We start from the raw sequence: 23882 nt of genomic DNA on the forward strand, positions 1-23882 counted from the left end.
GGATTAATTTGCCCGGATAAACACTTATACTTGTGAAAGGAAGGCAATATTAACTTCCTGCTTAAAAGGATTGCATTTTTGAAAACGGCCTAAAGGATTGCATGACGAATGATTAGATTTTTAAAATTTCCTGGAAATTTGGGTCATTTAAAATGCATAGTTTTATTCCATGTCTTTTTATTTCTTTGTTCTGCAGCTGCTGATGCCCAGGTTCAGGTCCAGCGAAGGCTGAACGGGAGTGTAATCGATTCTTTAAAAGACGTAGTACCAGGAGCGGATGTTTTTATCATTGCTGATAAAGACACGCTGACTTCGGTCACCAATTCTCACGGAAAGTTTTCATTTTCAGGCATTAAATCCGATCGTATATCCCTGCTGATTATGAGTGTGGGCTTTAAACCTTATACCCGCACTTTTCAATATAAGGCAAATCAGCAGACGATGTCTCTTGAACCGATAGTACTGGACCTGGAATCCAATCTGTTAAATGAGGTGGTTATTAATGGGAGGGATAAACCCATCAGGCTGAAAAAGGATACTATCGAGTACAACGCGTCATTTTATCAGATCTCAGAAAATGACAGGGTGGAAGACCTGCTGAGGCAGTTGCCAGGGGTAGAAGTAGACGAACATGGTAATGCAACTACAATGGGTAAACCTTTGCAGAAACTGAGGGTTAATGGCGAAGACTTTTTTACCAGTAATGTGAAAGATTTTATTAATCAGCTTCCGGCGAGTGTAGTAGATAAACTGGAAATTATTAATGACTATGGCGATGAGGCTAATTTTACGGGGATTAAAACCGGAGAACCTCAGAAAATGCTTAATCTGGTTACTAAAGCTGGACAAAATAAGGGGACCTTTGGTAATGTGCTGGCCAGTGGGGGAACTAACTCGCGTTATGGCCTTCAGGGAAATGGAAATATCTGGGATGGCAGTAAGCAGATCGGGTTGAGCAGCAGTTCAAACAACACTAATAATGAAGCAGGTATCAATACGACTGCTACGGCAGGGGTTAATTACCGTGATAAATTATCCAATGGTGTTACGGCCAGTGCAGGTTATAATTATAGCTATAATAAGAATTTGTCCAGGCAGCTTAATTCAATTGAGACTATCAACCCTGAAGGAACGATTTACAATCGTTTAGAATCACAAAGTAATTCAAACGAAAATAACCATACGATTAACTTTAATATACAATCGATAGCCAATAAGAGCTATTTTCAGGCTTCTTTAGGTGGTACATTAGCAATCAGGGACAGGGACGGGAATATTATTTCGAATCAGACCGGGTTGATTAAGCAGGATTTGTCGAGTAACAGTAAGTCTAATAGTAATACTCCCAATCTGAATGGTAATTTTGTCTGGGCAAGGAGTATGGAAAAACCAGGTAGAAGTATGTCCGCCGGATTGGTGCTGAGCAGCGGAATCAATCAGGTTAAGGATGATTTAGGTAACCTGATCACTTATTATGGCAGGCCGGATATTAACCAGAACTATAAAGTAGTAAAAGACTCTCTCATTAACCGTTTTGTAGATACCGAAAACAGGACGAACCTGGTCACTGCAGATTTCAGATATAGTGAACCCTTAAAAGGAGATAAAGATTCGCTGGTTAAAAGAAATATCGATTTCTCCTACTTTTTCTCGTTCTCTAAAACCAGGAACAGTTTATATACAAGGACTAATAACAATACCGGTAATAACAATATTGTAGACTCATTAAGCTCCAGATATTCTACTTCTTTTATTTTCCAGCGTTTTGCAGTAAACTATCGTTATCAGTCCGAGCGGCTCAATTACAGTCTTGGGTTAACTGCCCAACCCAGCCAGCTGATCGGACAGTATGATGGATATGATAAAAGAATAAACAACTTTGAACTTAATCTTTCACCTATCATCAATCTGAGTTATAATTTGTCGAACTGGGACAATGTCGCTTTCGTATATAGCGGAAATAGTACTGCCCCAGAGTTTTATCAGTTACAGCCAGTGCCTAATATCACTAACCTGCAAAATGTTATTATTGGTAACCCTAACCTGAGATCCAGTTTCACACATTCCGGAAATCTGACTTACCAGCATACAGATGAGAAAGACGGATCTACACTACAGTTGTCACTGAACGGATCGGTTGTAGAAGATCAGGTTGTGAGTAATGTTGTGCTGATCAAGGATACACTAAACAGTCTGAAACAGGAAACTCATTTTGAGAATGCGAAGGGGGCATATTTAATAGGCAGTATGTATTCTTATGCGTTGCCATTTGCAAAGAATAAATTTAGCGCAGAGCTGCGGGGAACACTTGATTATGTAAATATGATTTCCTATGCGAATAGTATCCTGAATACAAACAGGAATATCAATTTTTCACAGACCTTAAAGTTTAGAATGAATCAGCGGAAACTGACAATGTCAACTTATGCGACCTATACCTTAAGCAGTAACCGCTATTCAATAGAACAAATGCAGTTAAGAAATATAGAAACCTGGCAATTTAACCTGAGTGGCCGTGCTTTTCTGAATAAAAGCCTTTCTTTGAATGCGGATGTATCTAAAAAGATCAACTCAGGTTATTCACTGGCCGTGGCGAACCCGTTGCTGATTAATCTTGGAATAGAGAAGACCTTGTTTAAAAGCAGGCAGGGAACGATTGCTTTGCAGGCTTATGATTTATTGAATCAGGGAAATAACCTGGTCAGAAGTATATCTGATAATTCGATTACCGATAGCAGGTACAACCAAATTACCAGATATTTCCTCTTGAGTTTTAATTACCGTCTACAGAAGTTCGGGCATAAATAAACTTGATTAGCTTAATTTTTTATACTTGATTCTGTGTGGGGTTACGTCTCCAAGACGTTTTTTGCGGTTTTCTTCGTAATCACTGTAGTTACCTTCAAAGAAGTATACCTGTGAGTTACCTTCAAAAGCAAGGATATGTGTACAGATACGGTCTAAGAACCATCTGTCGTGACTGATTACTACAGCACAGCCACCAAAGTTCTCCAGTGCTTCTTCTAAGGCGCGTAAAGTGTTCACGTCAATATCATTGGTAGGCTCATCCAGTAATAAAACATTTGCTCCTTTTTTCAAAGTGATGGCAAGATGTACCCTATTTCGTTCTCCACCGGATAATACACCTACTTTTTTCTGCTGATCTCCACCATTGAAGTTGAATTTTGAAACATAGGCGCGTCCGTTGGCTACTTTGTTTCCTAACTGAATATTATCCAGTCCGCCAGTGATGTTTTCATAAACTGTTTTGTCTCCATCAAGGTCATTGTGCATTTGATCGACATAACCCAGTGCTACAGTTTCACCAACTCTGAAAGTACCTGCATCAGGTGTTTCCTGTTCAGTGATCAAGCGGAATAATGTGGTTTTACCAGCTCCGTTGGGCCCGATAATACCTACAATACCTGCTGGTGGCAGAGAGAAACTCAAGTTTTCAAATAAGATTTTGTCGCCGTATGATTTGGTTACATTGTTGGCTTCGATCACTACATTACCTAATCTTGGGCCAGCCGGAATAAATAACTCCAGTTTGTCTTCTCTTTCTCTTGAATCCTCTGAGGCTAGTTTATCATAGTTGGATAAACGTGCTTTAGATTTAGCATGTCTGGCTTTTGGGGCCATACGTACCCATTCCAACTCACGCTCCAGTGTTTTCTGACGTTTACTTTCAGTTTTTTCTTCCTGTGACAGACGTTTGGCTTTCTGATCCAGCCATGAAGAGTAGTTTCCTTTCCATGGAATACCTTCTCCACGGTCCAGCTCCAGAATCCATCCGGCTACATTATCCAGGAAGTATCTATCGTGGGTTACTGCAATTACAGTTCCTTTATAGTCTTTCAGGAACTGCTCCAGCCAGTCGATACTTTCTGCATCAAGGTGATTGGTAGGCTCATCCAGTAATAAAACATCAGGTTCCTGCAATAACAGACGGCACATCGCTACACGACGGCGTTCACCTCCCGATAATACACCGATTTTGGTGTCAGGATCAGGGCAGCGTAAAGCGTCCATAGCACGTTCCAGTTTATTATCCAGTTCCCAGGCGTTTACTGCATCAATTTTATCCTGAAGTTCACCTTGTTTAGCCATCAGTTTATCCATGGCATCTGCATCTTCATAAACTTCGGGCAGACCGAATTGCTCGTTGATTGATTCGTATTCTTTTAGAATAGCAGTAATTTCGGAAACTCCTTCTTCCACTACTTCACGGACAGTTTTGTTTTCATCCAGTTCAGGCTCCTGGGCAAGATAACCTACAGTATAACCCGGTGAAAAAACAACCTCACCCTGAAATGCTTTGTCAATTCCTGCAATGATTTTTAAAACAGATGATTTACCTGATCCGTTTAAACCAATTACACCAATTTTAGCACCGTAGAAAAATGAAAGGTATATGTTCTTTAATACTTGTTTCTGAGGGGGGTAAATCTTATTTACCCCCGCCATTGAAAAGATTATTTTTTCGTCTGACATAAATGGTTTTTGTGTTTTATACTGTTATAGGACTTTGGTATCTATTAAAATTAAATGGGATATAACGGAGGGTAATTTATCCGGATATCGCCAGCGGCTACAAAGATAAGAATGGTAAGTTAGTAAAGAAGGGGTTTGACAGATATAAGATGCTTTATCTGTAAATGGATGCTTTTATAGGTACACACTAAACAAGTTGTAACCAAGTTTAGTCTCTAATCTCTATTCTAACGGGATTGAAGTAGGATTGAAGAGGGGTTGAACTAGGTTAAAGCACTTCAACCCCAGTTCAACCCCGCTTCAACATCGTATCAACATAAAAGAGAAACCAACTAGAACTAGAACTACAACTATATTGTCTGTTCCTGAAAAATGGTTTCTTAAATCAGGGTAGAAAATGGAAGATTAAACGAAGTAACTTCGGGAGGTCTACTGTATAAAGAAGGGGACAATGGTGTCCCCTTCAGTGTCAAAGGTTACAAAAATGACGGCTAATCTGCTTTTGGCACATCATCTAAACTGTAATAAACTTTCAGTCCTCTTTCTTTGGCAATCCTTACATCTTCGTCTGCGCCTTTTGAAGCACCTTCCAGACGGAGAACAGCATCACACTTTAAAAGTAAACGATGTGCGACAGGATATAAAATTTCTTCATAAGCCTCGTCGCCAGGCTGAGTTGAACCTGCAAGATGCAGTAATGGCAAGGCAACCCATTCCCCGATCATCGGGATATGTCCTAGTCTGAATAAAGGTAAAGCCGCTGCTTCCAGTCTGCTTAAATTCTGTTTCATTAATTCAGGATCGTCATTGGTCCCGCTGCGGTACGGACCTGCAATAAGTATTAACATATCTTTTGGTTTTTTAACAAAGCAAAGGAAGAAAAATCAGGAAAGAAATAAGGTAGTTTAAGAACGTATTCAAAATTCATTTTTTACGCTTATTTCCGCGGATCATACTCAGAAACTCAGGTGTGATCCCTAAATAAGAAGCAATTTGCTTCTGGGTAACCTGTCTGACTACCTGAGGATATTTAGCCAGAAAGATGTCGTAGCGTTCCTCGGCCGAAAGCGATAAACCCTGGATTACCCTTAACTGCTCGCGTACATAGGCATTTTGAAAAATTATCCTGAAAAACCTTTCCAGTTTTGGGACCTTCAGGTATAAGGTTTCCATATCATTCTTTTGCAACTGGAAGATAGAACTCTCTTCAACCGCTTCTATAGTCAGCATGGCCGGTTGCTGGTTGATGAAGCAGAACATGTCGGTTATCCACCAGTCGGTCACAGCAAACATGATCGTTGACTCTCTGCCTGTTTTGTCTGTGTAGTAAGCTCTGAGTGTACCAGAATGAACAAAGTTGATATATCTGCAAAGCTGGCCTTCTTTCTGAATAAATTCTTTTTTGGGAACGGTTAATGGTTTTAGAAAAGAAACAAAACAGGCAGTTTCCTCTTGGTTCATGGTAATGTGCCGGGCTACGTTTTTCAGGATAAGATCAGGCAGGGGTTTGTTCATCAGACAGTATTTTTAATAAAAGGAAATATATAGAGTTGGTTGCTGAAATTTTCAGAGCTTTACCGCGTTAAATATATACTAAAGCCAGCATATGGAACAATACATCTATGAAGATGAATACCGCGGACAGAAAAGAAAATTATTAATCCTGTCTGTAGCTGATAGTTCGGGGTACAGAGTGTTCTGTGAAACGAAATTTATCGGATCAATCAACCCGGTCAGCAATGAAACCGGGCTGGTCTGGAAAACAGAATATGATGTATTAAAGCCTATTGCGCGTAAAATAGGGGAGTGGATTGAAAATTCGAACTAGAGACTGCCATTTTGTTGCTTTAAAGCAGGTCTAACTAACAAAATGACAGGTGATTTATGGCATGATAATCATTACATTTCCTGGACAATTCATTAGGAAAATGGCATGGATATCTTAGAGATAGTTATTTAAACTACTATTAGGGTAGTTTTTATTTTTCGAAGGCTAATTAAATAATATTGCTATTAGTGTCAAAACTTAGTAAGTTTAGTGAAATAAGGATAAAGTCGAAATCCTTCCTCTGTTGTATGGCGTAATTGTTGATAAAATAAATCGTATAGGTGACGCTCTTTTGTAAAACATATTTTATAGTTTAGGGGCGTTGCGTTTAAGAAAAGGTATATTATGGAAGCTAAATTTTCACCACAAGTAAAAGACGTGATTTCGTTTAGCAGGGAAGAAGCCCTGAGATTAGGTCATGATTATATAGGCGCTGAGCATCTTTTGTTAGGTCTGATTCGCGAAGGCGATGGAATGGCTATCAAAATATTGAAATCGCTGGGGGTTGATACATCTAAATTGCGCCGCTCAATTGAGGAGGCAGTAAGGGGTACATCCAGTGTGACAGTTAACCTGGGAAATATCCCTTTAACTAAACAGGCCGAAAAAGTATTAAAAATCACTTATCTTGAAGCTAAAATCTTCAAAAGTGATTTGATTGGAACAGAACACCTGTTGTTGTCCATCCTTCGCGATGATGATAATATCGCTTCTCAGATATTATTACAATACAGCATCAATTACGAAATCTTCAAGCAGGAAGTAGAAGTAAATAAAAACGGCTTCAGAGATGAAACTCAGGGAAGCGCTTCTACAGGTGGTGATGATGATTATCGTGAAGAGGAAAGTTTCAGCAGTCCGAAAAAAGTATCTGATATTAAATCTAAAACCCCGGTTCTGGATAATTTTGGAAGAGACTTAACAAAAGCTGCAGAAGAAGGTCGTCTGGATCCTATCGTAGGGCGTGAAAAAGAGATTGAGCGTGTTTCTCAAATTCTTTCCCGTCGTAAAAAGAATAACCCTATTCTGATTGGTGAGCCGGGTGTAGGTAAATCAGCTATTGCTGAAGGTCTTGCACTGCGTATTGTTCAGCGTAAGGTATCAAGAGTGCTTTTCAACAAACGTGTGGTTACTTTAGATCTTGCTTCTTTGGTTGCAGGAACTAAATATCGCGGACAGTTTGAGGAACGCATGAAGGCAGTTATGAACGAACTGGAAAAATCAACTGATGTAATTTTATTCATTGATGAGATCCATACTATTGTTGGTGCTGGTGGAGCTTCAGGTTCCCTGGATGCATCCAATATGTTCAAACCTGCTTTGGCAAGGGGAGAAATACAATGTATCGGAGCAACTACCCTGGATGAATACCGTCAGTATATTGAGAAAGATGGCGCATTAGACCGTCGTTTCCAAAAAGTAATGATCGAACCAGCCTCACCAGATGAGACTATCGAAATATTAAATCGTATTAAAGAAAAATATGAGGAGCACCATGGTGTTACTTACACAAATGAGGCAATAAATGCCTGTGTTGCTTTAACGACAAGATACATTACTGACAGGTTCCTTCCGGACAAAGCTATTGACGCACTGGATGAAGCAGGTTCAAGAGTGCATTTGACAAATATCCACGTTCCTGAAAACATCATTGATATTGAAAACAAAATTGAAAATATCAAGATTGAGAAAAATAAGGTAGTAAAAAGCCAGAAATATGAGGAAGCGGCGAAACTGAGAGATACAGAGAAAAATCTTTTGGAAGAGCTGGATCGTGCAAAAACAGAATGGGAAGCTGAAACTAAAACCAAACGTTACACCGTAACTGAGGATAATGTTGCAGAGGTTGTTTCCATGATGACTGGTATTCCTTTACAACGTGTAGGTCAGACAGACAGCGTGAAACTGCTGAATATGTATGATACTATTGCTACCAAAATTATTGGTCAGGACGATGCGATCAAAAAATTAAGTAAGGCTATTCAGCGTACAAGAGCAGGATTAAAAGATCCTAAAAAGCCAATTGGTTCATTTATTTTCCTGGGCCCTACAGGGGTAGGTAAAACTGAGCTGGCTAAGGAACTGGCGAGATTCATGTTTGACAGTGACGATTCACTGATCCAGATTGACATGAGTGAGTACATGGAGAAATTTGCTGTTTCCCGTTTAGTGGGAGCGCCTCCGGGATATGTAGGTTACGAAGAAGGTGGTCAGTTAACTGAGAAAGTTCGTCGTAAACCTTATGCAGTAATCCTGTTGGATGAGATTGAAAAAGCTCACCCTGATGTGTTTAATATCCTGTTACAGGTATTGGATGAAGGTCAGCTGACTGATAGTTTGGGACGTAAAGTCGATTTCAGAAATACGATCATCATTATGACTTCAAACATTGGTGCACGTCAGCTGAAAGATTTTGGTCAGGGTATAGGTTTCTCTACCAATGCTAAAACTAATCAGGTAGATGCGCATTCAAGAGGAGTGATCGAAAATGCCTTGAAACGTGCTTTCGCTCCTGAGTTCTTAAACCGTGTGGATGATGTGGTTGTATTCAATACTTTAGGTAAAGAAGAAATCTTCAAAATCATTGATATAGAACTTAAATCTTTGTTTGGCCGTGTGCATACACTGGGTTACGAAGTGAAGTTAACCGAAAGAGCAAAAGACTTTATTGCTGACAAAGGTTTTGACATTAACTTCGGTGCCCGTCCGTTGAAACGTGCAATACAAAAATATCTGGAAGATCCGATTGCTGAGGAAATCCTGAAGGGTGAAATCAATGACGGAGATACGCTTGAAATTGACTACAATAAAGAGACTGATCTGATTGTAGTAGAGAATAGAAGCCCGGGTAAAAAGAAGAAAAAAGAAGAAGGAAGTGTGGAATAAATCCTTCGGGTAATTATATAATGAGGCTGTCTCCAAAGGACAGCCTTTTTTTTGTTTTTACAATACTAAAGTAGTCTCTCAACTTTTTCTCATTTCATGAAACTAATTACAACCATCAGGACTTTACTCTTGACCTTCCTTTTAGTAGGGCTTAATTACTACTCTGCTTCATCTTCATATAACATTGATTATGCAGAAATTCGAATTAATACTCCTTTGGATTTAGTTGATAAAATATACTTAAGCACGAACGAGCCTATAAATAATGGAGAGGAAAAAATATTATACTCGGGAATTCCTAAAAAGAACAACGAGATAATCAGAATTAAATGCAGTTCCCCTTCAATAATCTACATTACTTGTAAAAGTTCGATCTACCCGATTTATATTGATAAAGGGAGCAAAACTTCCGTTACAATAACCTACAAAGGCAATAAACCTGTATTCAATTATGGGGGATCTTATTCAAATGTCAATAAGTACCTGGCAGAAAAAAAAGATAAGTTAGACATTTTGACGCCGATGGATATTAAGGATATTTATTCTATGTCACCTGAGAAATTTGGTTCATTTAACGAACTTATTAGCTCTGAAATAACTGCGCTCAGGAAGAAATATTCCTTTTCATCAACGGTTGATAATAGATTTAAAGAATACGATTCAGCAGATATATCTTCTCTGCTGTTCATTAGAAAGGTGAATTATCCCGATTATCACTATTATTTCACGAAAGAAAAGAATCCTGCACTATATCATTTCAGTAACTTACCAGAAGACATCTCCATAAATAATCAGTATGGATTATTATCTAAGAACTACGTTGACCTTTTGTCCAGATACACAAGCAGTCTGATTAAACGAAGCACCGCCGCAAAAGAAATGAGCATAAAAGAAGAACAACTAAATTTTTTCAATGAGAAGTTCCTTTTATCAACTACTTTATTCAAGGACAAAGAGGTTGCACAATTTTTAACAACGCAGATCCTTTTAGGCTTACTTGACCTTGGCTTCGACTCTGCTTTCAATGAAAAAGTTAAAATTGCTCAAACTACTTTTCAAAATACAAAGTACTTGAATGTCGCAACAGAAAAATATTCAGCATTAAAGGAAATTGGTACTGGAAAGAAAGCTCCTCAAATTGATATGCTAGATATTAATGAGAAAAAGATAACCCTTGAACAGTTTAAAGGTAAAAGTGTTTTTATTAACGTTTGGACTTTAGCTTGCCATAATTCGGTAGAAGAGTTGAAAAACATAAATAAGATTGCTGATCAATTTAAAAAGGCTGATAATATTATTTTTTTAAATCTATATCTGGATAATGATATTAATGAGCTGAAAAAATATATTAAATCAAACCCAATTAGTGGAACAAATGCTATATTAACCAATAATAAATCTGATTTTAGTAATAAATACTTCATCAATACGGTCCCAAGATATATCCTAATTGATAATGAAGGTAATATGATTACACCTTTTGAAGAAAGACCTTCTTCTCCATTACTTCTTCAGAAATTAATGGGATTAGTAAAAAACTAAAATGGTAGTGGTTTGATGCTATTTTTTTAATCCCGGATCAATGAACACCCCTTTTCGCTCCAGTTCGTCAAAAATGGGCCCATTGTCTATCCTGAAGAAATCATTTGGAGGAGTGGTAAAGTCTTCCATATCGGTCTGTTGATTAGCTGGCAGCATTTGAAGGGTAGACTTTTTATTCCGGTTGAGAAACAATTGCCCTTCTTTATTTTGATAAACCGGACACTCAACCATATTGAAAGCCTTATACCGCCCAGGGGCGATGATGATTTCATTGTAAGGGCTGGTCAGTGGATTATCGAAGGTATAAGTGTAGATATGAGGCCCTTTCTCAGTGTAAGCAACCCACAGGCTATCTGTTTTATTCAGAGTGCAACTAAGCGTAGTATCATTGACCTTGATAAAATCTGTTGATTTAGAGTAATTCACTGATGAAGTATAATTATGACCAGATTTGAACCGTATTTTTGATTTTTCTGCTGCAGGGAAAATTATTTTTAATTGTCCTTTTTTAATCTTCTCATTTTCCCTTGCATAAAGTCTGATCTCATCATAAGTCGATTTACTTGTCAGGTAAGCAGTGTCATTCTTTAATTTGAAAGTGCCGTCAACCCCTATTTCTTCTGGCTCTCCTTTTGCCGGATTTTTTGGACTGATCTTCGACACAAAATTTAGTCTTTCCAGTCTGAACCAGATTGCTGTAGTAGTTGCTTCGTCATGACCGGCGAATGCCCCATCATATTTTTCTAATGTCCCGGATTTCTTCGAAGACTGATTTCCTGTATTAGGCAGTTCTTCATCTATAATAGTCAGCGTATCTGTATTCTTGTCTTCAAACTGCCGGTTTACCTTTAGTGTCGTATAGCTTACATTTTTTGTGTGTAAAGGTTTCATCGGTAATGGTTTCTCTAGTCCCAGGCGCTCTGTTTCAGTTAAAAGGTCGGTAGAATGTTTAAACAGAAGGGCCTCTGATCCTGGCTTAAGTTCGATAAGCAGATCTTTTTGTACATTAAATGCAGCTTTCATTTTACGAGGCAATTTAAACTGGTTAATCAGCAAAAGATCAGGTACAATATTAAGCTCATTATATTTCTCCGGTAATAGATATTCTTCGACCATATGCGGGTTATTTGGTGTATATAACCAAAGTTTATCCTCCTTGTTTAAAGTGATATCCTTTTCACTCCAGTTGTTATCCTCGCGGTTCAGACCAGGAGAGCTTATAGTAGTGATATTATAGGTTTTACCAATAGAGAACATCGTATTGACAAACTCTGGCCGGTAATTGTAAACGATTCTTTTACCCTCGGGGATGGCTGGGTTATAAGCCGCATGGATATCAAAAAAAGTTTGCTCTGTTTTATCCTGTTCCAGGTATACAGAATCCCCTTTCAGGATATATTTCCCTCTTATTTCCAGATTAGTTGCTCCATATTCCAGTGCCATGGCAAAACGATTACCTGGTGAGAGATAGAGCTGTATCACAGCTTCATTTTGTGAGTACTGATAAAGACCTGCGATTTTGTTTTCCTGCGCGCTGGCCACAGAGAACATCAGTATGATACAAAAAGGAAGTAAGGTGATAGGAAGGTGTTTTCTGATAAAGGGCAGCATACTCCGTATTAAAATTGTTTATTGTCCAGCAATATAACTCATTTTTTATTTTAGCTAAGGCGATAAGCTTAGAATAAACTCATTTGCGCTTTGGGGACAGTAAATAAACTAGAATCCAGCCGGAAGGTTTTAGTATTGAGTTTATTGATCCTGCAATGCAGTTTGAAAGTATCATTAATTATTTTGGCAATCTGACCATCACCTTTCATTCTTTCTCCAAACCGGCTGTCATTGACCTGTCCGCCATGGCAGGACTGGATCATATGCCAGACCTTGTCAAATCTGTCAGGGAAATTCTGACGTAACCAATCTTCAAAGATCGGCCCTATGGCCCCGTTTAATCTGACAACAGTGTAACCCGCACTGGTTGCACCACAACCGGCAATGGTCTTCAGGATCGCCGGAATTTCGTGATCACTCAGTCCGGGTACCAGCGGAGCAACCATAACTCCTGTTGGAATACCAGCTTTACTCAGTTCCTCAACGACCCTTAACCGTTGTTTTATCGTTGTTGTACGTGGTTCCATTTTCGCTCTGAGTTTTTCATTCAAGCTATTGATGGATACATAAGCCAGGCAGAGATTGAGTTTAGCCATTTCCTGCAGGATATCAAGATCACGGAGGATGAGGGAATTTTTTGTAATCAATCCAATAGGCTGCCTGTAGGCCAGTGCAATCTCCAGCAGCTGACGGGTAAGTTTGTATTCCCGTTCCGCAGGCTGATAACAGTCTGTATTGCCAGAGAGTGAGATGGTAGTTGCATCCCAGCCTTTGCGTTCCAGGAATTTTTTGAAGAGCAATGGGGCATCCTTTTTAACAATGATCTTTCTTTCGAAGTCGAGGCCAGCACTGAAACCCCAGTATTCATGTGCATTTCTGGCATAACAATAGGTACAGCCATGTTCGCAGCCCTGGTATGGATTCAGGGAGTAGGCCATACCCACATCCGGACTATCTACTTTATTGACAATAGATTTAGACTTTCCGATAATGAAGCTGGTTTTATTATTTTCGTTCTCCCAGTCATCAATCCCTTCAACGTGTTCCCGAACATAAGAATGGGCTAAAAAATGGTTGTGCGGGTTAAATTGCGCACCTCTGCCTTTCAAATATTGCTCTTCTGACTTTTCCTCTGCTATCATGTTTAAAATTACTAAAAATATTAGTAATTAAAAAAATGAATTTATCTTTTGCTCATAGGGATGTAGTCCATGGGGACCATATCTCCGATCTTCTCATAGGCCCAGAAACCTTCAAACAATATGGCTCTGGAATCGTGAATAGCTCCGTTGGGATAAAAACTTACCGGCCCTTTAATCATACTCACCACAGAAATTTCATAATTAGGAATGGTTAATGGCCTCATTACATAATGTCCCGAATTGGAATATGCGATACTTTCTTCCTCTTTTGTATACATGACATAAAGTTCATCCTTGTAATTAATCGTTTTCATATTGGGATAGATACTTTTGACCAGTGTATCAGTGGCTACGCCCGACATATCCAGAGAAGTAAATTCCTTTGGCATATCCTGTAAACGTTGCATCAGTAATAACGAATCACTGATGACAGAACCGATCATACTAGAGCCATGCATTTTCTTGAGTAAACGCTCCTTAGTCGTATAGATATAACTGTCAGGAGGTCTGTTCGGATTTTTTGTTTTAATCCGTTTATAGATGATAAACCCATTTTCCTCCACCTTATTCTGATATAAGGACTGGAAAAAATGCTGCGGTGAACCGGCATAGGCTATCTCGCGGTTAGCCAACCACGTTTTTCTCTTTCTGCCAGAACCTTTAAGATCTTCAAACACTGGGAGTCCGGAAAAATAAACGATCCTCGTATTGTAATTGTATTCGAAAAGGTTAAGCATGTATTTAAGCCGGTAGCCTAGTGCTTTATTTTCAACTATCAAAAACTCATTGGTAGTTACACTGAGGACTTTGGCATCTCCATCGTATTTAATATACAATACCTGTGGATTTAAGATCTTGCATTTTGCAGAATTGGGTGTTTTTCCGATAAAATAGTCCTCGAACACCTTGAGATTTTTAGCCCTGTTCGGATCGGCGCTGATCACTACCTCGTTCAGTTGTATGGTATTTTCGGCGAGCGTAATCGAGATGTTGACTGACTGATCAGATATAATTACACTTTTACTATAAGGCAGATAACCAATCATTTGAACCACGACTTCATAGGAGCCTGGCTTTATTTTTCCGAGACTGAACTGGCCATCCTGATTGGTTACTGTAGCGGTGGTATATCCGCTCAGATAGATACCCGCTCCGGGGAGTGTTTCTCCTTTTTTATCCTTTACCTGTCCGTTAATCGAATACAATTTCTGTGCATGCGTATTCAGGCAGAATAACAAAAGTAAAACCGTCCCGAGGAGATATTTAATCATGGAGCTAATTTAACTGATATTCAAGTTATTTTGCAATAAAAAAAGCCCTTAAAGGGCTTTTAAAATGTTAAAAAAAGTTAATTTATCCTTCGGTGTCGACACCTAGTTTATGCATAACGTCATCACTCACTCCGGTAGAGGAGTAACCGCCATCATGAAACAGGTTTTGCATCGTAACCATACGGGTCAGATCAGAGAAAAGCGTGATACAATAATCTGCACATGAGGCTGCATCTGCATTTCCCAATGGTGCAACTGAATCGGCAAAATCATAAAAATCGCCAAATCCTTTAATTCCAGTACCAGCTGTTGTTTTAGTTGGTGACTGAGATACTGTATTGATACGCACTTTTTTCTCAACGCCGTAATGATAACCAAAACTTCTGGCGATAGATTCCAGCATAGCTTTAATATCAGCCATATCCGTATAGAAAGGATAAGTTCTTTGTGCAGCCATATAAGTCAGGGCAACCACACTTCCACCTTCATTGATTGCATCCAGTTTCTTGGCAACAGCAAGCATTTTATGCAATGACAAAGCAGATACATCGATTCCTTTCTGGAAGTAATCGTAGTTCAGGTCAGTATAAGGTATCTTCTTACGGATGTTAACACTCATACCGATAGAATGTAAAACAAAATCAATTTTACCACCTAGTATTTCCTGTGCCTGGATATATAAATTAGTCAGATCTTCTACACTGGTTGCATCGGCAGGAACGATCTGAGAGTTTGTCTTTTCTGCCAGTTTGTTGATTTCTCCCATACGCATAGCGATCGGAGCATTGGTTAAAACGAATGTTGCACCTTCTTCGTGAGCTTTTTCTGCAACTTTCCATGCAATAGAATTTTCATCCAAAGCACCAGTAATGATACCTCGTTTACCTTTTAATAAATTATACATATTTTTTTCTTAGTTGTGATATTCGATGATTAGCCTCTTAATCTTTGAAACTTAATAAATCCTGCGCATTTTTTAAAGCAGATTCTCCAGGATTTTTACCACTTAGCATTTCTGCAATGGCCAGAATGCGTTCCTGGTGATCAAGTCTGCGTATTCCTGTGGTTGTCCGTTCAGACTCCTCTTTTTTATAAACAAAATAATGTGCTTCTCCTTTGGCGGCAATTTGCGGAAGATGCGTAATACAGATTACTTGCATATTCTGTTCCAGCTCGCCGATGACATCACCTACACGAAGGGCAGTTTCGCCCGAAATTCCCGTATCGATTTCATCAAAAATCAGAGTTGGTAATGAAGTATGTTTTGAAATAATAGATTTTATAGCCAGCATTAAGCGGGATAATTCCCCACCCGAAGCTACTTTCCCAACCGGAGCTGGTGCCTGTCCGGCATTTGCCGAGAATAATAAGGAGATCATATCCTTACCATCCTTGTTCAGGTTCTCTACGACTGTCTGCTCAATTTTAATTTTGGCATTAGGCATTCCCACGCGAACTAATATTTCGCCTACCTGTTTTTGAGCGACACTGATTGACTTAGTCCTGTTTTTGGATAAAGTATCAGCTATTTTTTCCAGTTCGATTTTCAGCTTGTTGATCGCAGAAATCAAACGTTCAATCTCTTCATCACTGTTTAAAAGTGTATTCAGATTATCTGAAAGCTCAGCCTGGATAGCAAGCAATTCATCGACAGAAGTTACCCTGTGTTTTTGTTGTAAGCTGTAGAGTGTATCCAGTCTGGTATTAATTTCATCAATCCTGGCCGGACTGAAAACAATATTTTCCTCCAGTACGATCGTTTCCTCTGCGATATCTTTAATTTCAATCAAAGCAGAACGTAAGCGTTCATTCATGGCACTGTATGCCGGACTGAATTTCTCTATACCCTGGATCTGATTAATTACTTCCTTTAAGATAGGTAATACGGCAGTTTCTTCGCCAGCGAGTAAAACATGGCCATTCAGTAAACCTCTTTTAATGCTTTCGGCATGGTTTAGTGCCTCTATCTCTATTTCCAGTGCAGCCTGTTCTCCGCTTTGCAGATTTGCATTTTCCAGTTCATTAAACAAAAATTGTTCATAATCCTGTTTGCTTCTGGCCTCATCGGCCGATGTCTGCAAGTTGATCAGATGCTGCAGGCTCTTTTTATATTCTTTAAACTTCTGTCTGTATTGAGTGAGCAGAGGCAGGTGATCCGATAAGGTATCAACTACCGATAATTGAAAACCGGGATCATTCACTTCTGAAGTGGCATGCTGTGAATGAATATCAATCAGTTTTTCTCCGATTTGTTTCATGACAGCCAGGGTTACCGGAGTATCATTGATGAAAGCCCTTGATTTTCCATCAATAGAAATCTCTCTTCTTAATATACTTTCTTCCTGAAAATCCAGGTCGAACTCTTCGAAATAAAGTTGCAGCCCGGAACCGGAGAGTTTAAACTGACCTTCTATGACACATTTTTTTGCCTGATTGAAAAAGTATTTTGTTTCTGCCCGCTGTCCCAGAATCAGGGATAATGCACCCAGCATAATAGATTTTCCTGCACCGGTTTCTCCTGTAATGATATTCAAACCCTGATCAAGTTTCAAATCCACACTGTCGATCAGTGCATAGTTACGTATAGAAAGTTTCTGTAGCATATTGATTGCTAAAATATGAAAACTTTACGACCGGCGTTTATTCTTTCTGAACAAAAAACGGCAGAAGATTTTCTTCTGCCGTTAAGGTTATCTGTGTGTTAACCTGATTTTAATTGTTATTTTTTTGGAGTTCTTTAGCTTTTAACTTTTCTACATCTTCATCAAACTTCTTTTTCAGCTGCTGGTACTCGGGAGTTTGTTTGATCTTTTGCTGATCATCATTCGCATTGAGTGCATAATCAAACCTGATCTGCATTGCTTGCCTGAACTCAGGACTAATCATCATTTTTTGTGCTTTTTCGGCTTGTACTTTTGCCAGGACCTGCAATTTTTTCATCTTTTCCATTTGTGCAGGTGAATTAAACTTAAGCTGCATCTCTTTGCCAAGTTTTTCTAGTCTGGCACGTTCTTTCGGGTTATCATATTTGGCTTTCATCTCTGCTGCCATCTTTTCCCATTTAGCTTTCTGCTGGGGAGAATCAAATTTCTTTTGCATTTCATTGCCTCTTTTCTCCATCTCGGCACTTAGTTTGGCCAGCTTAGCCTGATCCCCATTGAGGCCAGACAAGACCATGTCCTTGATATTTACTGTGAAATTACTGATAGAAGTACTCAATTCTGGACTTAAAACTGAATCTGTTTCAAGATTGGTAGTCACTTTCGGATCTATTGAAATGCTTTTTACGGATACTTCAGGATTAGCAACTGTAGTATCAAGTCTGATCATCATTACAGCTGGTGCATCCACATTTTTAATGATAACTTTTTTTGTTTTCTTTTTACCAGTATCTATAGGAAGCTGGATAGCAGGGGCAGCGACAGATACCAGTGGTAATACATTTAAATTTTTTCTGGTCTTTTCACTTTTTGCAGGATTGATCCAGGCCAGGGAAACTATAGTTGCCAGTGTAAGTGTTACGGCAAAAAGCTTCTGTTTTGAATTCATATAGCTCGTTTTCATATCTGTGATTCTTTTAATGCGTTGATAAAGGTGTTGGTTTTTTCCTGTTGCCGCCAGTGCAAATACCGGAGAACTCTGATCAGCCAGTAATTCCAGTTGCAAAAGGGCATGGGCATAGGTTAATGGGGTATGTGTTAGTTTCACAACCAGATCATCGCAGGCATGTTCCCGCTCGATATCTATAAATTTACCTGTCAGCCATACAAACGGATTGAAAAACAGGATTGTTTCGATCATCGTTCTGATCAGGTTGAACATATAATCGTTTCTTCTGATATGGGAGAGTTCATGGATCAGGATAGCCTCTACCTGTTTCATCTCCATTTGGGCAGCCAGTGCCACCGGGAAAAGAACAACGGGTTTAAGAAAACCGATAACCAGCGGAACATTAACATGGGCCGAAAGATGAAACGTAACAGGTATACTAATATTCATCTTGCCGATCAAACTGTTAAATAAGGTATTCCATTCCTCTGGAATGGCTATCCGGGCAGCTTTTTTCAGTTGCTGAACTTTGTTGTAGCCTTTGATAACGATAAATGATTGTACCAGAAGACCTGCGCTATAAAACAGAACAAGATAAGGGAACAGTTTTTCCGCATAATGCGTTAAAATTGCTGCGGCAGAATCAGAGAGTATTGCAGGGTGATAAGCCATATTTGCGTTGATCGCGGCCTGTTGCTGATCTGCCGGCCATTTAAAAAGCGTAAAGAAGGTAATGGTAAAGCTTATAAACAAAAGAAGGTTTGCTGTATAAGCAAAAGTGTACTTAATTTTTGCTGACAGATGAAACATCTTCATCTGGCTTGGCATCAGCAATGCGTAAATTAAGGCACCCTGCCACAGTGAATGCAAAATACTCCATCCGGTTGCCTGTACTATATTGTTTAATAAAGCTTCCATAACATTATTTATTTTCTAGTTCATTTAAGTATTTTTTTATCGCTTCTATCTCGTCTTTGCTCGAAGTATGATTCCCGAGTGCCTGCATAACCAGACTTGCTGCAGATCCGCTAAAAGCGTTCTCAATTAACCGGGATACCAGATGCTGCTGTGTTTTTTGCTGACTGGCCAGCGCGCTGTAGATATGGGTCTTTGAGCTGGTATCTCTTTGAACCAGCCCTTTTTCGTGCATAATCTGCATGAGCTTAAGCGTAGTTGTATAACCGGCTTCTTTATTCAGAGTCAGAATTTCATGCACTTCTCTAACTGTACAGTTCCCTTTCTCCCATAATATCTGGAGTATTTCCAGTTCGCTCTCTGTTGGCTTTGCCGTAAGTTGTGATGACATATCTTGTTTACGAATTGTTTCGTAGTACTAATGTACGAATATATTCGTATATCCAAAATATATTTTAAAAAAAATAGAGAGGGGGGATTATAAGCTCTTTTTCAGCGCTTCGTATTTATTGATATTGGCCGGATCAATCTCACTGAGAAGATTGTAAGCCTGGATTTTATCCTGCGTATTCCCTGCAGAAAGGATATTGACCATTTCATCTGCTTTTGTTGCCAGATAGACATTAGGGAAAATAGAACCTAGTTTTTGCTTATCCATCTGTTTCAGATCGGGTAAGAAGGCAAGCAGCATCTGAGCACCTTTGGTCGGATTCTCCTGGATGCGGTCAAGTGTATTGGAATGATAGTTATAGATGAAAATACGGAGATCTTCAAAACTTTTGTCCAGCAGATTTTCATTCATCCAGTATCTGTTGCGCAAACCATCATATGCTTTCCATCCTGTGTTTCCTGATGTCTGGGCTATATTAAGTACATTCTGGGCTTTCAGATAGTATGGAGTACCACCTAATTTACTGAAACTGTCTTTGTCCAATCCGATGATTGTATAAGCGTAATAGGACAGAAGGGAACTCAGATTACTGAGAAAGTTCTGATCAGAGAAATTTACAGGTTCACCTTCATTATAGCTGAAATCGAAATCCTTATCACTCAGATTAAGTATAGTGCTGTTGTAGGAAGTACCAAATACAGGTCTGCTGGTTTGTATCTGTGCTTCGGCCTTGTAACCAGATGCACCATCCCAGGCACTGATTGTAATTACCAGATTACATTCAATCCTTTCAATAGGCTGGTAGGTCTCGTTAGTCCATTTATTGTTATTGAGAAAATCACGTACTGTTGTCTGGATCAGCTCAATATTCTTTTTATTCATGTTAGGCACTGCGGGAGCACTAACCTGTACCCTGGCATTTAATTCCTGGGTGTAACCTTTGACAAAGAAGAGTGAGACAAAAATGAGCGTAATGATTCTTTTCATGCCATGCGCAGCTTTAATATTTCAGTGCAGATATCTTTGGCAACTTCAGTTTTTGATTTTACTTCGTATACCGTTTTTTCCAGACTCTGATTAAAGATAGTAATTTTGTTTGTATCTTTTTGAAATCCGGCACCGGCATCATTCAGTGAATTCAGGACAATCAGATCAAGGTTTTTCTTAATCAGTTTGCCTTTTGCATGTTCCTCTTCATTATTCGTTTCCAATGCAAAACCCACCAGAATCTGTTCTTTGGTTTTGAGTTTTCCTAAGGTTGCGAGGATATCGGTGGTCTTTTTAAGCTCAATACTGAATTCTTCGGTTGCTTTTTTGATTTTCTGCGATGCGACATGTACAGGGGTATAATCTGCTACTGCAGCACTCATGATTGTAATTGAAGTGCCAGAGAAATTGAGCTTGCAGGCTTCCAGCATTTCGCTGGCAGTAGTTACATTGATCCGGGTTACCTGCTGCGTACTTTTTTCTGCTGTAGGTCCGCTGATCAGTGTCACATCTGCACCTAAAACAGCCATTTGATCTGCCAGGGCAAAACCCATTTTACCTGAGGAATGATTACCGATGAAACGTACCGGATCTATAGGTTCGTAGGTAGGGCCGGCAGTGACCAGTACCTTAACCCCAGACAACGGAAGATTTTTTTTAATGGTATCCGTAAGAAAAGCCACGATTTCCTCTGGTTCGGCCATTCTGCCTTCACCATGTAAACCACTGGCCAGTTCCCCATTATTTGGCGCAATCATCGTATTACCGAAACTGGTCAGTTTACTGATATTAGCTTGTGTACTTTCATGTTTCCACATGTCAAGATCCATTGCAGGAGCATAAAAGACAGGGCATTTTGCAGAGAGATAAACTGCACTGAGCAGATTATCACAAAGTCCGCCAGCCATTTTAGCCATAGTATTTGCACTGGCTGGTGCAATAATCATATAATCTGCCCAAAGGCCTAATTCAACATGATTACTCCATACGCCGGTTTCTTCTTCAAAATACCTGGTATAGACTGGATTTTTGGATAGGGTAGCAAGGGTAAGCGGCGTAATGAAGTTTGCCGCATCTGCTGTAAGAATAACCCTGACGTTTGCACCAGCTTTAATCAGTAGCCTGACTAATACTGCCGATTTGTAGGCTGCAATACTGCCACAAACGCCAAGGATGATATTTTTATTTCTGAGCATGGTTTATTAATGCAAATGTTTATGCGATTTAATACCTATGCCGGAATTATAGTGAATCTTTAGCTGGATTTCTGTGGTAAATTTTATCATTCAGAAATTCATCAATTGCAATAAGGCTAGGCTTAGGCATGCGCTCATAATGCTTACTGATTTCAATTTGCTCTCTGTTTTCGAAAATCTCTTCCAGGTTATCATTAGAAGAAGCAAACTCAGCTAATTTGCCATGTAACTCCTCTTTCATGTTATTAGAAATCTGATTAGCCCTTTTAGAAATAATCACTAAAGACTCATAAATATTGTGGGTCTTTTGATCTAAATCGTTTACATTTCTTGTTACCGTAGTATTTGGTATTGCGGGTTTATTCGTATTCATTATGGGTTGGGGGTTTTAGTCGTATTACTAGTACTGTCTTTTTTTGCATCTTTTTCCATTAATGCTTTATATTTTGCGGTTAGTTTAGCATCCTGCGCCATGATTTGTTTTGCATTTGCTATTCCTTCTTCGCTGTTTGTTTTCAGTGTTTTTACTTCAGCAAGGTATTTACTTTCAGGATGTGCTTCCATAAAATCATTCGCATATCCGATAGCTTCATTGTATCTGTCTTCCTGACGGAACGGATAACTGTTTTTAGCATATGAATATTGTGATTTCACAATTAACAGATCCATTTCTTCAATATACTTGATATCCGGGAAATCGATTTCCGCATTTTTCAAAGCAATTACTGAAGATTTATAGTAAGATAGATCATATCCGCCCAGATCATAGTATAATCTTGCGTTGGTATAAGCTTTTAATTCCAGTTTTGCACGCAGGTCATTAATATACTGACTTGCCTGTGCTACACGTTCACTTTTTGGATATAAGTTGATGAATAATTGTAAGGCATCAATTGCTTTATAAGTATTTTCCTGCTCCAGGTGGAATTCCGGAGAGTCAAGATAATAGCAATAAGCACCCATGTACCGGCATTCTTCAGCATTTTTACTGGTTGGATAAGTATCCGCGAAGTACTTGAACTGATAACGCGCAGTAGTGTAATCTTTTAGTCTGTATAACGTATAAGCGTAGTAATAATTCAAATCTTCTGCTTCCGCTCTTCCTCTATATTTCTGGGAAAGATCTTCAAATAAGATAAGGGCTTTTGAATAATCCTTCTTGTTATATAGTTTAATTGCCTCCTGATATTTTTTGGCTACATCATTGCTGAGCCTGATTTTCTCAAAACGGCTTTTGCAACCTGCAATACTCAGGGCAATTACAGTAAAAGTTAGTATAAAAACGTGTTTAATTTTAAACATTGTGCAAAGATAAGTTAATAATACGATAACGTCAATTAAAAATAATCGACCGCTAAGCTATATAAAGCCTTTTTATAAGTCAAGCTGTTAACATATTTTAACAAATAAATCGTGTAAAGGCCCTAATCGCCTTCATAAATAGTAAAAGAAGAACCCGGGAGGGCAATTATTCCTTGTCATTGCAGCTGGTCAATTTGTTTTTAAAACAACCGATTTGGAGTTTCCTGGAATGACCTGATTAAAACGTATCATATATATAACGTTATATCAGGAAATTATTGCTGCGATGTGACTTCTTAAAACAGACTACACTATATAGTATATGAATAGGGTTGTAGTCGGGTGGTGTTCGGGTACTGGTGGAGACTGAGCCAGTATGGGCACGTTGTTGGTCTATGGCCAGTCCATGTATTTGAACTAGTTGAAATGTATGGACTCACTATGTAGTATCAGTATGTCAGCGATAGTTCTATCCAAAGGCTGACTGCAGGCTGACCCGAGCCACAGGTATATAGTATATAAGAGGAGGGGCTTGGGCTGATTTTCCTGATCTGCCGGGCTGAAATTAAGTTAATGTTAGCTCGGTGTTAAGTGTGTTGAAATTTTTATAGTTGAAAACCAGCGTATTAGTGTTTTAATACAAATAATAGTGGTGTAATGTTTGGAGGACGGTATAATTTTCCTACTTTTGCATCCCGCTTCGGAGGAAGGGAAACTTGAAAAGGATAAAGAAGAAGAAGATTGAAAGGATGTGAAAATAGGAGTTTT

At 39.0% G+C, this 23882-nt stretch carries 18 protein-coding genes; 4 read left to right on the forward strand and 14 right to left on the reverse strand.

The genetic code is table 11. The features are described from left to right. The first annotated feature begins 108 nt into the window (after window positions 1-108). Window positions 109-2808, forward strand: coding sequence for an outer membrane beta-barrel protein (locus HDF25_RS13515; protein WP_184625518.1), 2700 nt, complete (start codon window positions 109-111; stop codon window positions 2806-2808). Window positions 2809-2814: 6 nt separating this feature from the next. Here HDF25_RS13515 and ettA read toward each other — a convergent pair whose 3' ends face one another. From ettA to HDF25_RS13530, 3 genes are all read right to left on the reverse strand, one after another. Then, window positions 2815-4494, reverse strand: a complete 1680-nt coding sequence (ettA, locus tag HDF25_RS13520; RefSeq protein ID WP_184625520.1) for an energy-dependent translational throttle protein EttA — start codon at window positions 4492-4494, stop codon at window positions 2815-2817. A 491-nt stretch (window positions 4495-4985) separates the two neighbouring features. Then, the gene (locus tag HDF25_RS13525) at window positions 4986-5342 is read right to left on the reverse strand and encodes a DUF4406 domain-containing protein (RefSeq protein ID WP_184625522.1); all 357 of its coding nucleotides are present in this window, start codon (window positions 5340-5342) and stop codon (window positions 4986-4988) included. A 76-nt stretch (window positions 5343-5418) separates the two neighbouring features. Continuing rightward, complete coding sequence (locus tag HDF25_RS13530) at window positions 5419-6009, reverse strand: Crp/Fnr family transcriptional regulator (protein ID WP_184625524.1); 591 nt, start codon at window positions 6007-6009, stop codon at window positions 5419-5421. Between the two features lie 91 nt (window positions 6010-6100). On the opposite strand from HDF25_RS13530, the gene HDF25_RS13535 reads away from it, so the two are divergent. From HDF25_RS13535 to HDF25_RS13545, 3 genes are all read left to right on the forward strand, one after another. Continuing rightward, the gene (locus HDF25_RS13535; RefSeq protein ID WP_184625526.1) at window positions 6101-6322 is read left to right on the forward strand and encodes a hypothetical protein; all 222 of its coding nucleotides are present in this window, start codon (window positions 6101-6103) and stop codon (window positions 6320-6322) included. 345 nt (window positions 6323-6667) lie between these two features. Then, window positions 6668-9208 carry an ATP-dependent Clp protease ATP-binding subunit gene (locus tag HDF25_RS13540; RefSeq protein WP_184625528.1) on the forward strand — a complete coding sequence of 847 codons (2541 nt, stop codon included), beginning with the start codon at window positions 6668-6670 and terminating at the stop codon, window positions 9206-9208. A gap of 96 nt (window positions 9209-9304) precedes the next feature. Further along, complete coding sequence (locus HDF25_RS13545) at window positions 9305-10750, forward strand: TlpA family protein disulfide reductase (protein ID WP_184625530.1); 1446 nt, start codon at window positions 9305-9307, stop codon at window positions 10748-10750. 18 nt (window positions 10751-10768) lie between these two features. Here the strand turns inward: HDF25_RS13545 and HDF25_RS13550 are convergent, their stop codons facing one another. The 11 genes from HDF25_RS13550 to HDF25_RS13600 all read right to left on the reverse strand — a co-directional run bounded on the left by HDF25_RS13550 (window position 10769) and on the right by HDF25_RS13600 (window position 23114). After that, the gene (locus tag HDF25_RS13550; RefSeq protein ID WP_184625532.1) at window positions 10769-12361 is read right to left on the reverse strand and encodes a hypothetical protein; all 1593 of its coding nucleotides are present in this window, start codon (window positions 12359-12361) and stop codon (window positions 10769-10771) included. A 68-nt stretch (window positions 12362-12429) separates the two neighbouring features. Further along, entirely contained in the window at window positions 12430-13503 is a 1074-nt protein-coding gene (locus HDF25_RS13555) for a PA0069 family radical SAM protein (RefSeq protein ID WP_184625534.1), read from the reverse strand. A gap of 41 nt (window positions 13504-13544) precedes the next feature. Further along, complete coding sequence (locus tag HDF25_RS13560) at window positions 13545-14774, reverse strand: carboxypeptidase-like regulatory domain-containing protein (RefSeq protein ID WP_184625536.1); 1230 nt, start codon at window positions 14772-14774, stop codon at window positions 13545-13547. An 82-nt stretch (window positions 14775-14856) separates the two neighbouring features. After that, entirely contained in the window at window positions 14857-15678 is an 822-nt protein-coding gene (locus HDF25_RS13565) for an enoyl-ACP reductase (protein WP_184625538.1), read from the reverse strand. A 37-nt stretch (window positions 15679-15715) separates the two neighbouring features. Next, window positions 15716-17377 carry a DNA repair protein RecN gene (gene recN / locus HDF25_RS13570; RefSeq protein ID WP_184625540.1) on the reverse strand — a complete coding sequence of 554 codons (1662 nt, stop codon included), beginning with the start codon at window positions 17375-17377 and terminating at the stop codon, window positions 15716-15718. Between the two features lie 109 nt (window positions 17378-17486). Beyond that, entirely contained in the window at window positions 17487-19241 is a 1755-nt protein-coding gene (locus HDF25_RS13575) for a M56 family metallopeptidase (protein WP_184625542.1), read from the reverse strand. A gap of 4 nt (window positions 19242-19245) precedes the next feature. Further along, entirely contained in the window at window positions 19246-19629 is a 384-nt protein-coding gene (locus tag HDF25_RS13580) for a BlaI/MecI/CopY family transcriptional regulator (RefSeq protein WP_184625544.1), read from the reverse strand. Between the two features lie 87 nt (window positions 19630-19716). Further along, window positions 19717-20616: a DUF4835 family protein gene (locus HDF25_RS13585; protein WP_184625546.1), complete on the reverse strand. Its 900-nt coding sequence runs from the start codon at window positions 20614-20616 to the stop codon at window positions 19717-19719. Further along, window positions 20613-21812 carry a bifunctional phosphopantothenoylcysteine decarboxylase/phosphopantothenate--cysteine ligase CoaBC gene (gene coaBC / locus HDF25_RS13590; RefSeq protein WP_184625548.1) on the reverse strand — a complete coding sequence of 400 codons (1200 nt, stop codon included), beginning with the start codon at window positions 21810-21812 and terminating at the stop codon, window positions 20613-20615. The genes HDF25_RS13585 and coaBC overlap by 4 nt, the downstream gene beginning before the upstream one ends. A gap of 46 nt (window positions 21813-21858) precedes the next feature. Continuing rightward, window positions 21859-22185 carry a DNA-directed RNA polymerase subunit omega gene (locus HDF25_RS13595; protein WP_184625550.1) on the reverse strand — a complete coding sequence of 109 codons (327 nt, stop codon included), beginning with the start codon at window positions 22183-22185 and terminating at the stop codon, window positions 21859-21861. Beyond that, window positions 22185-23114, reverse strand: a complete 930-nt coding sequence (locus HDF25_RS13600; RefSeq protein ID WP_184625552.1) for an outer membrane protein assembly factor BamD — start codon at window positions 23112-23114, stop codon at window positions 22185-22187. Before HDF25_RS13600 ends, HDF25_RS13595 begins: the two co-directional genes overlap by 1 nt. Between the last annotated feature and the right edge of the window lie 768 nt (window positions 23115-23882).

It is taken from the genome of Pedobacter cryoconitis (assembly GCF_014207135.1).
Lineage (GTDB): Bacteria > Bacteroidota > Bacteroidia > Sphingobacteriales > Sphingobacteriaceae > Pedobacter > Pedobacter cryoconitis_D.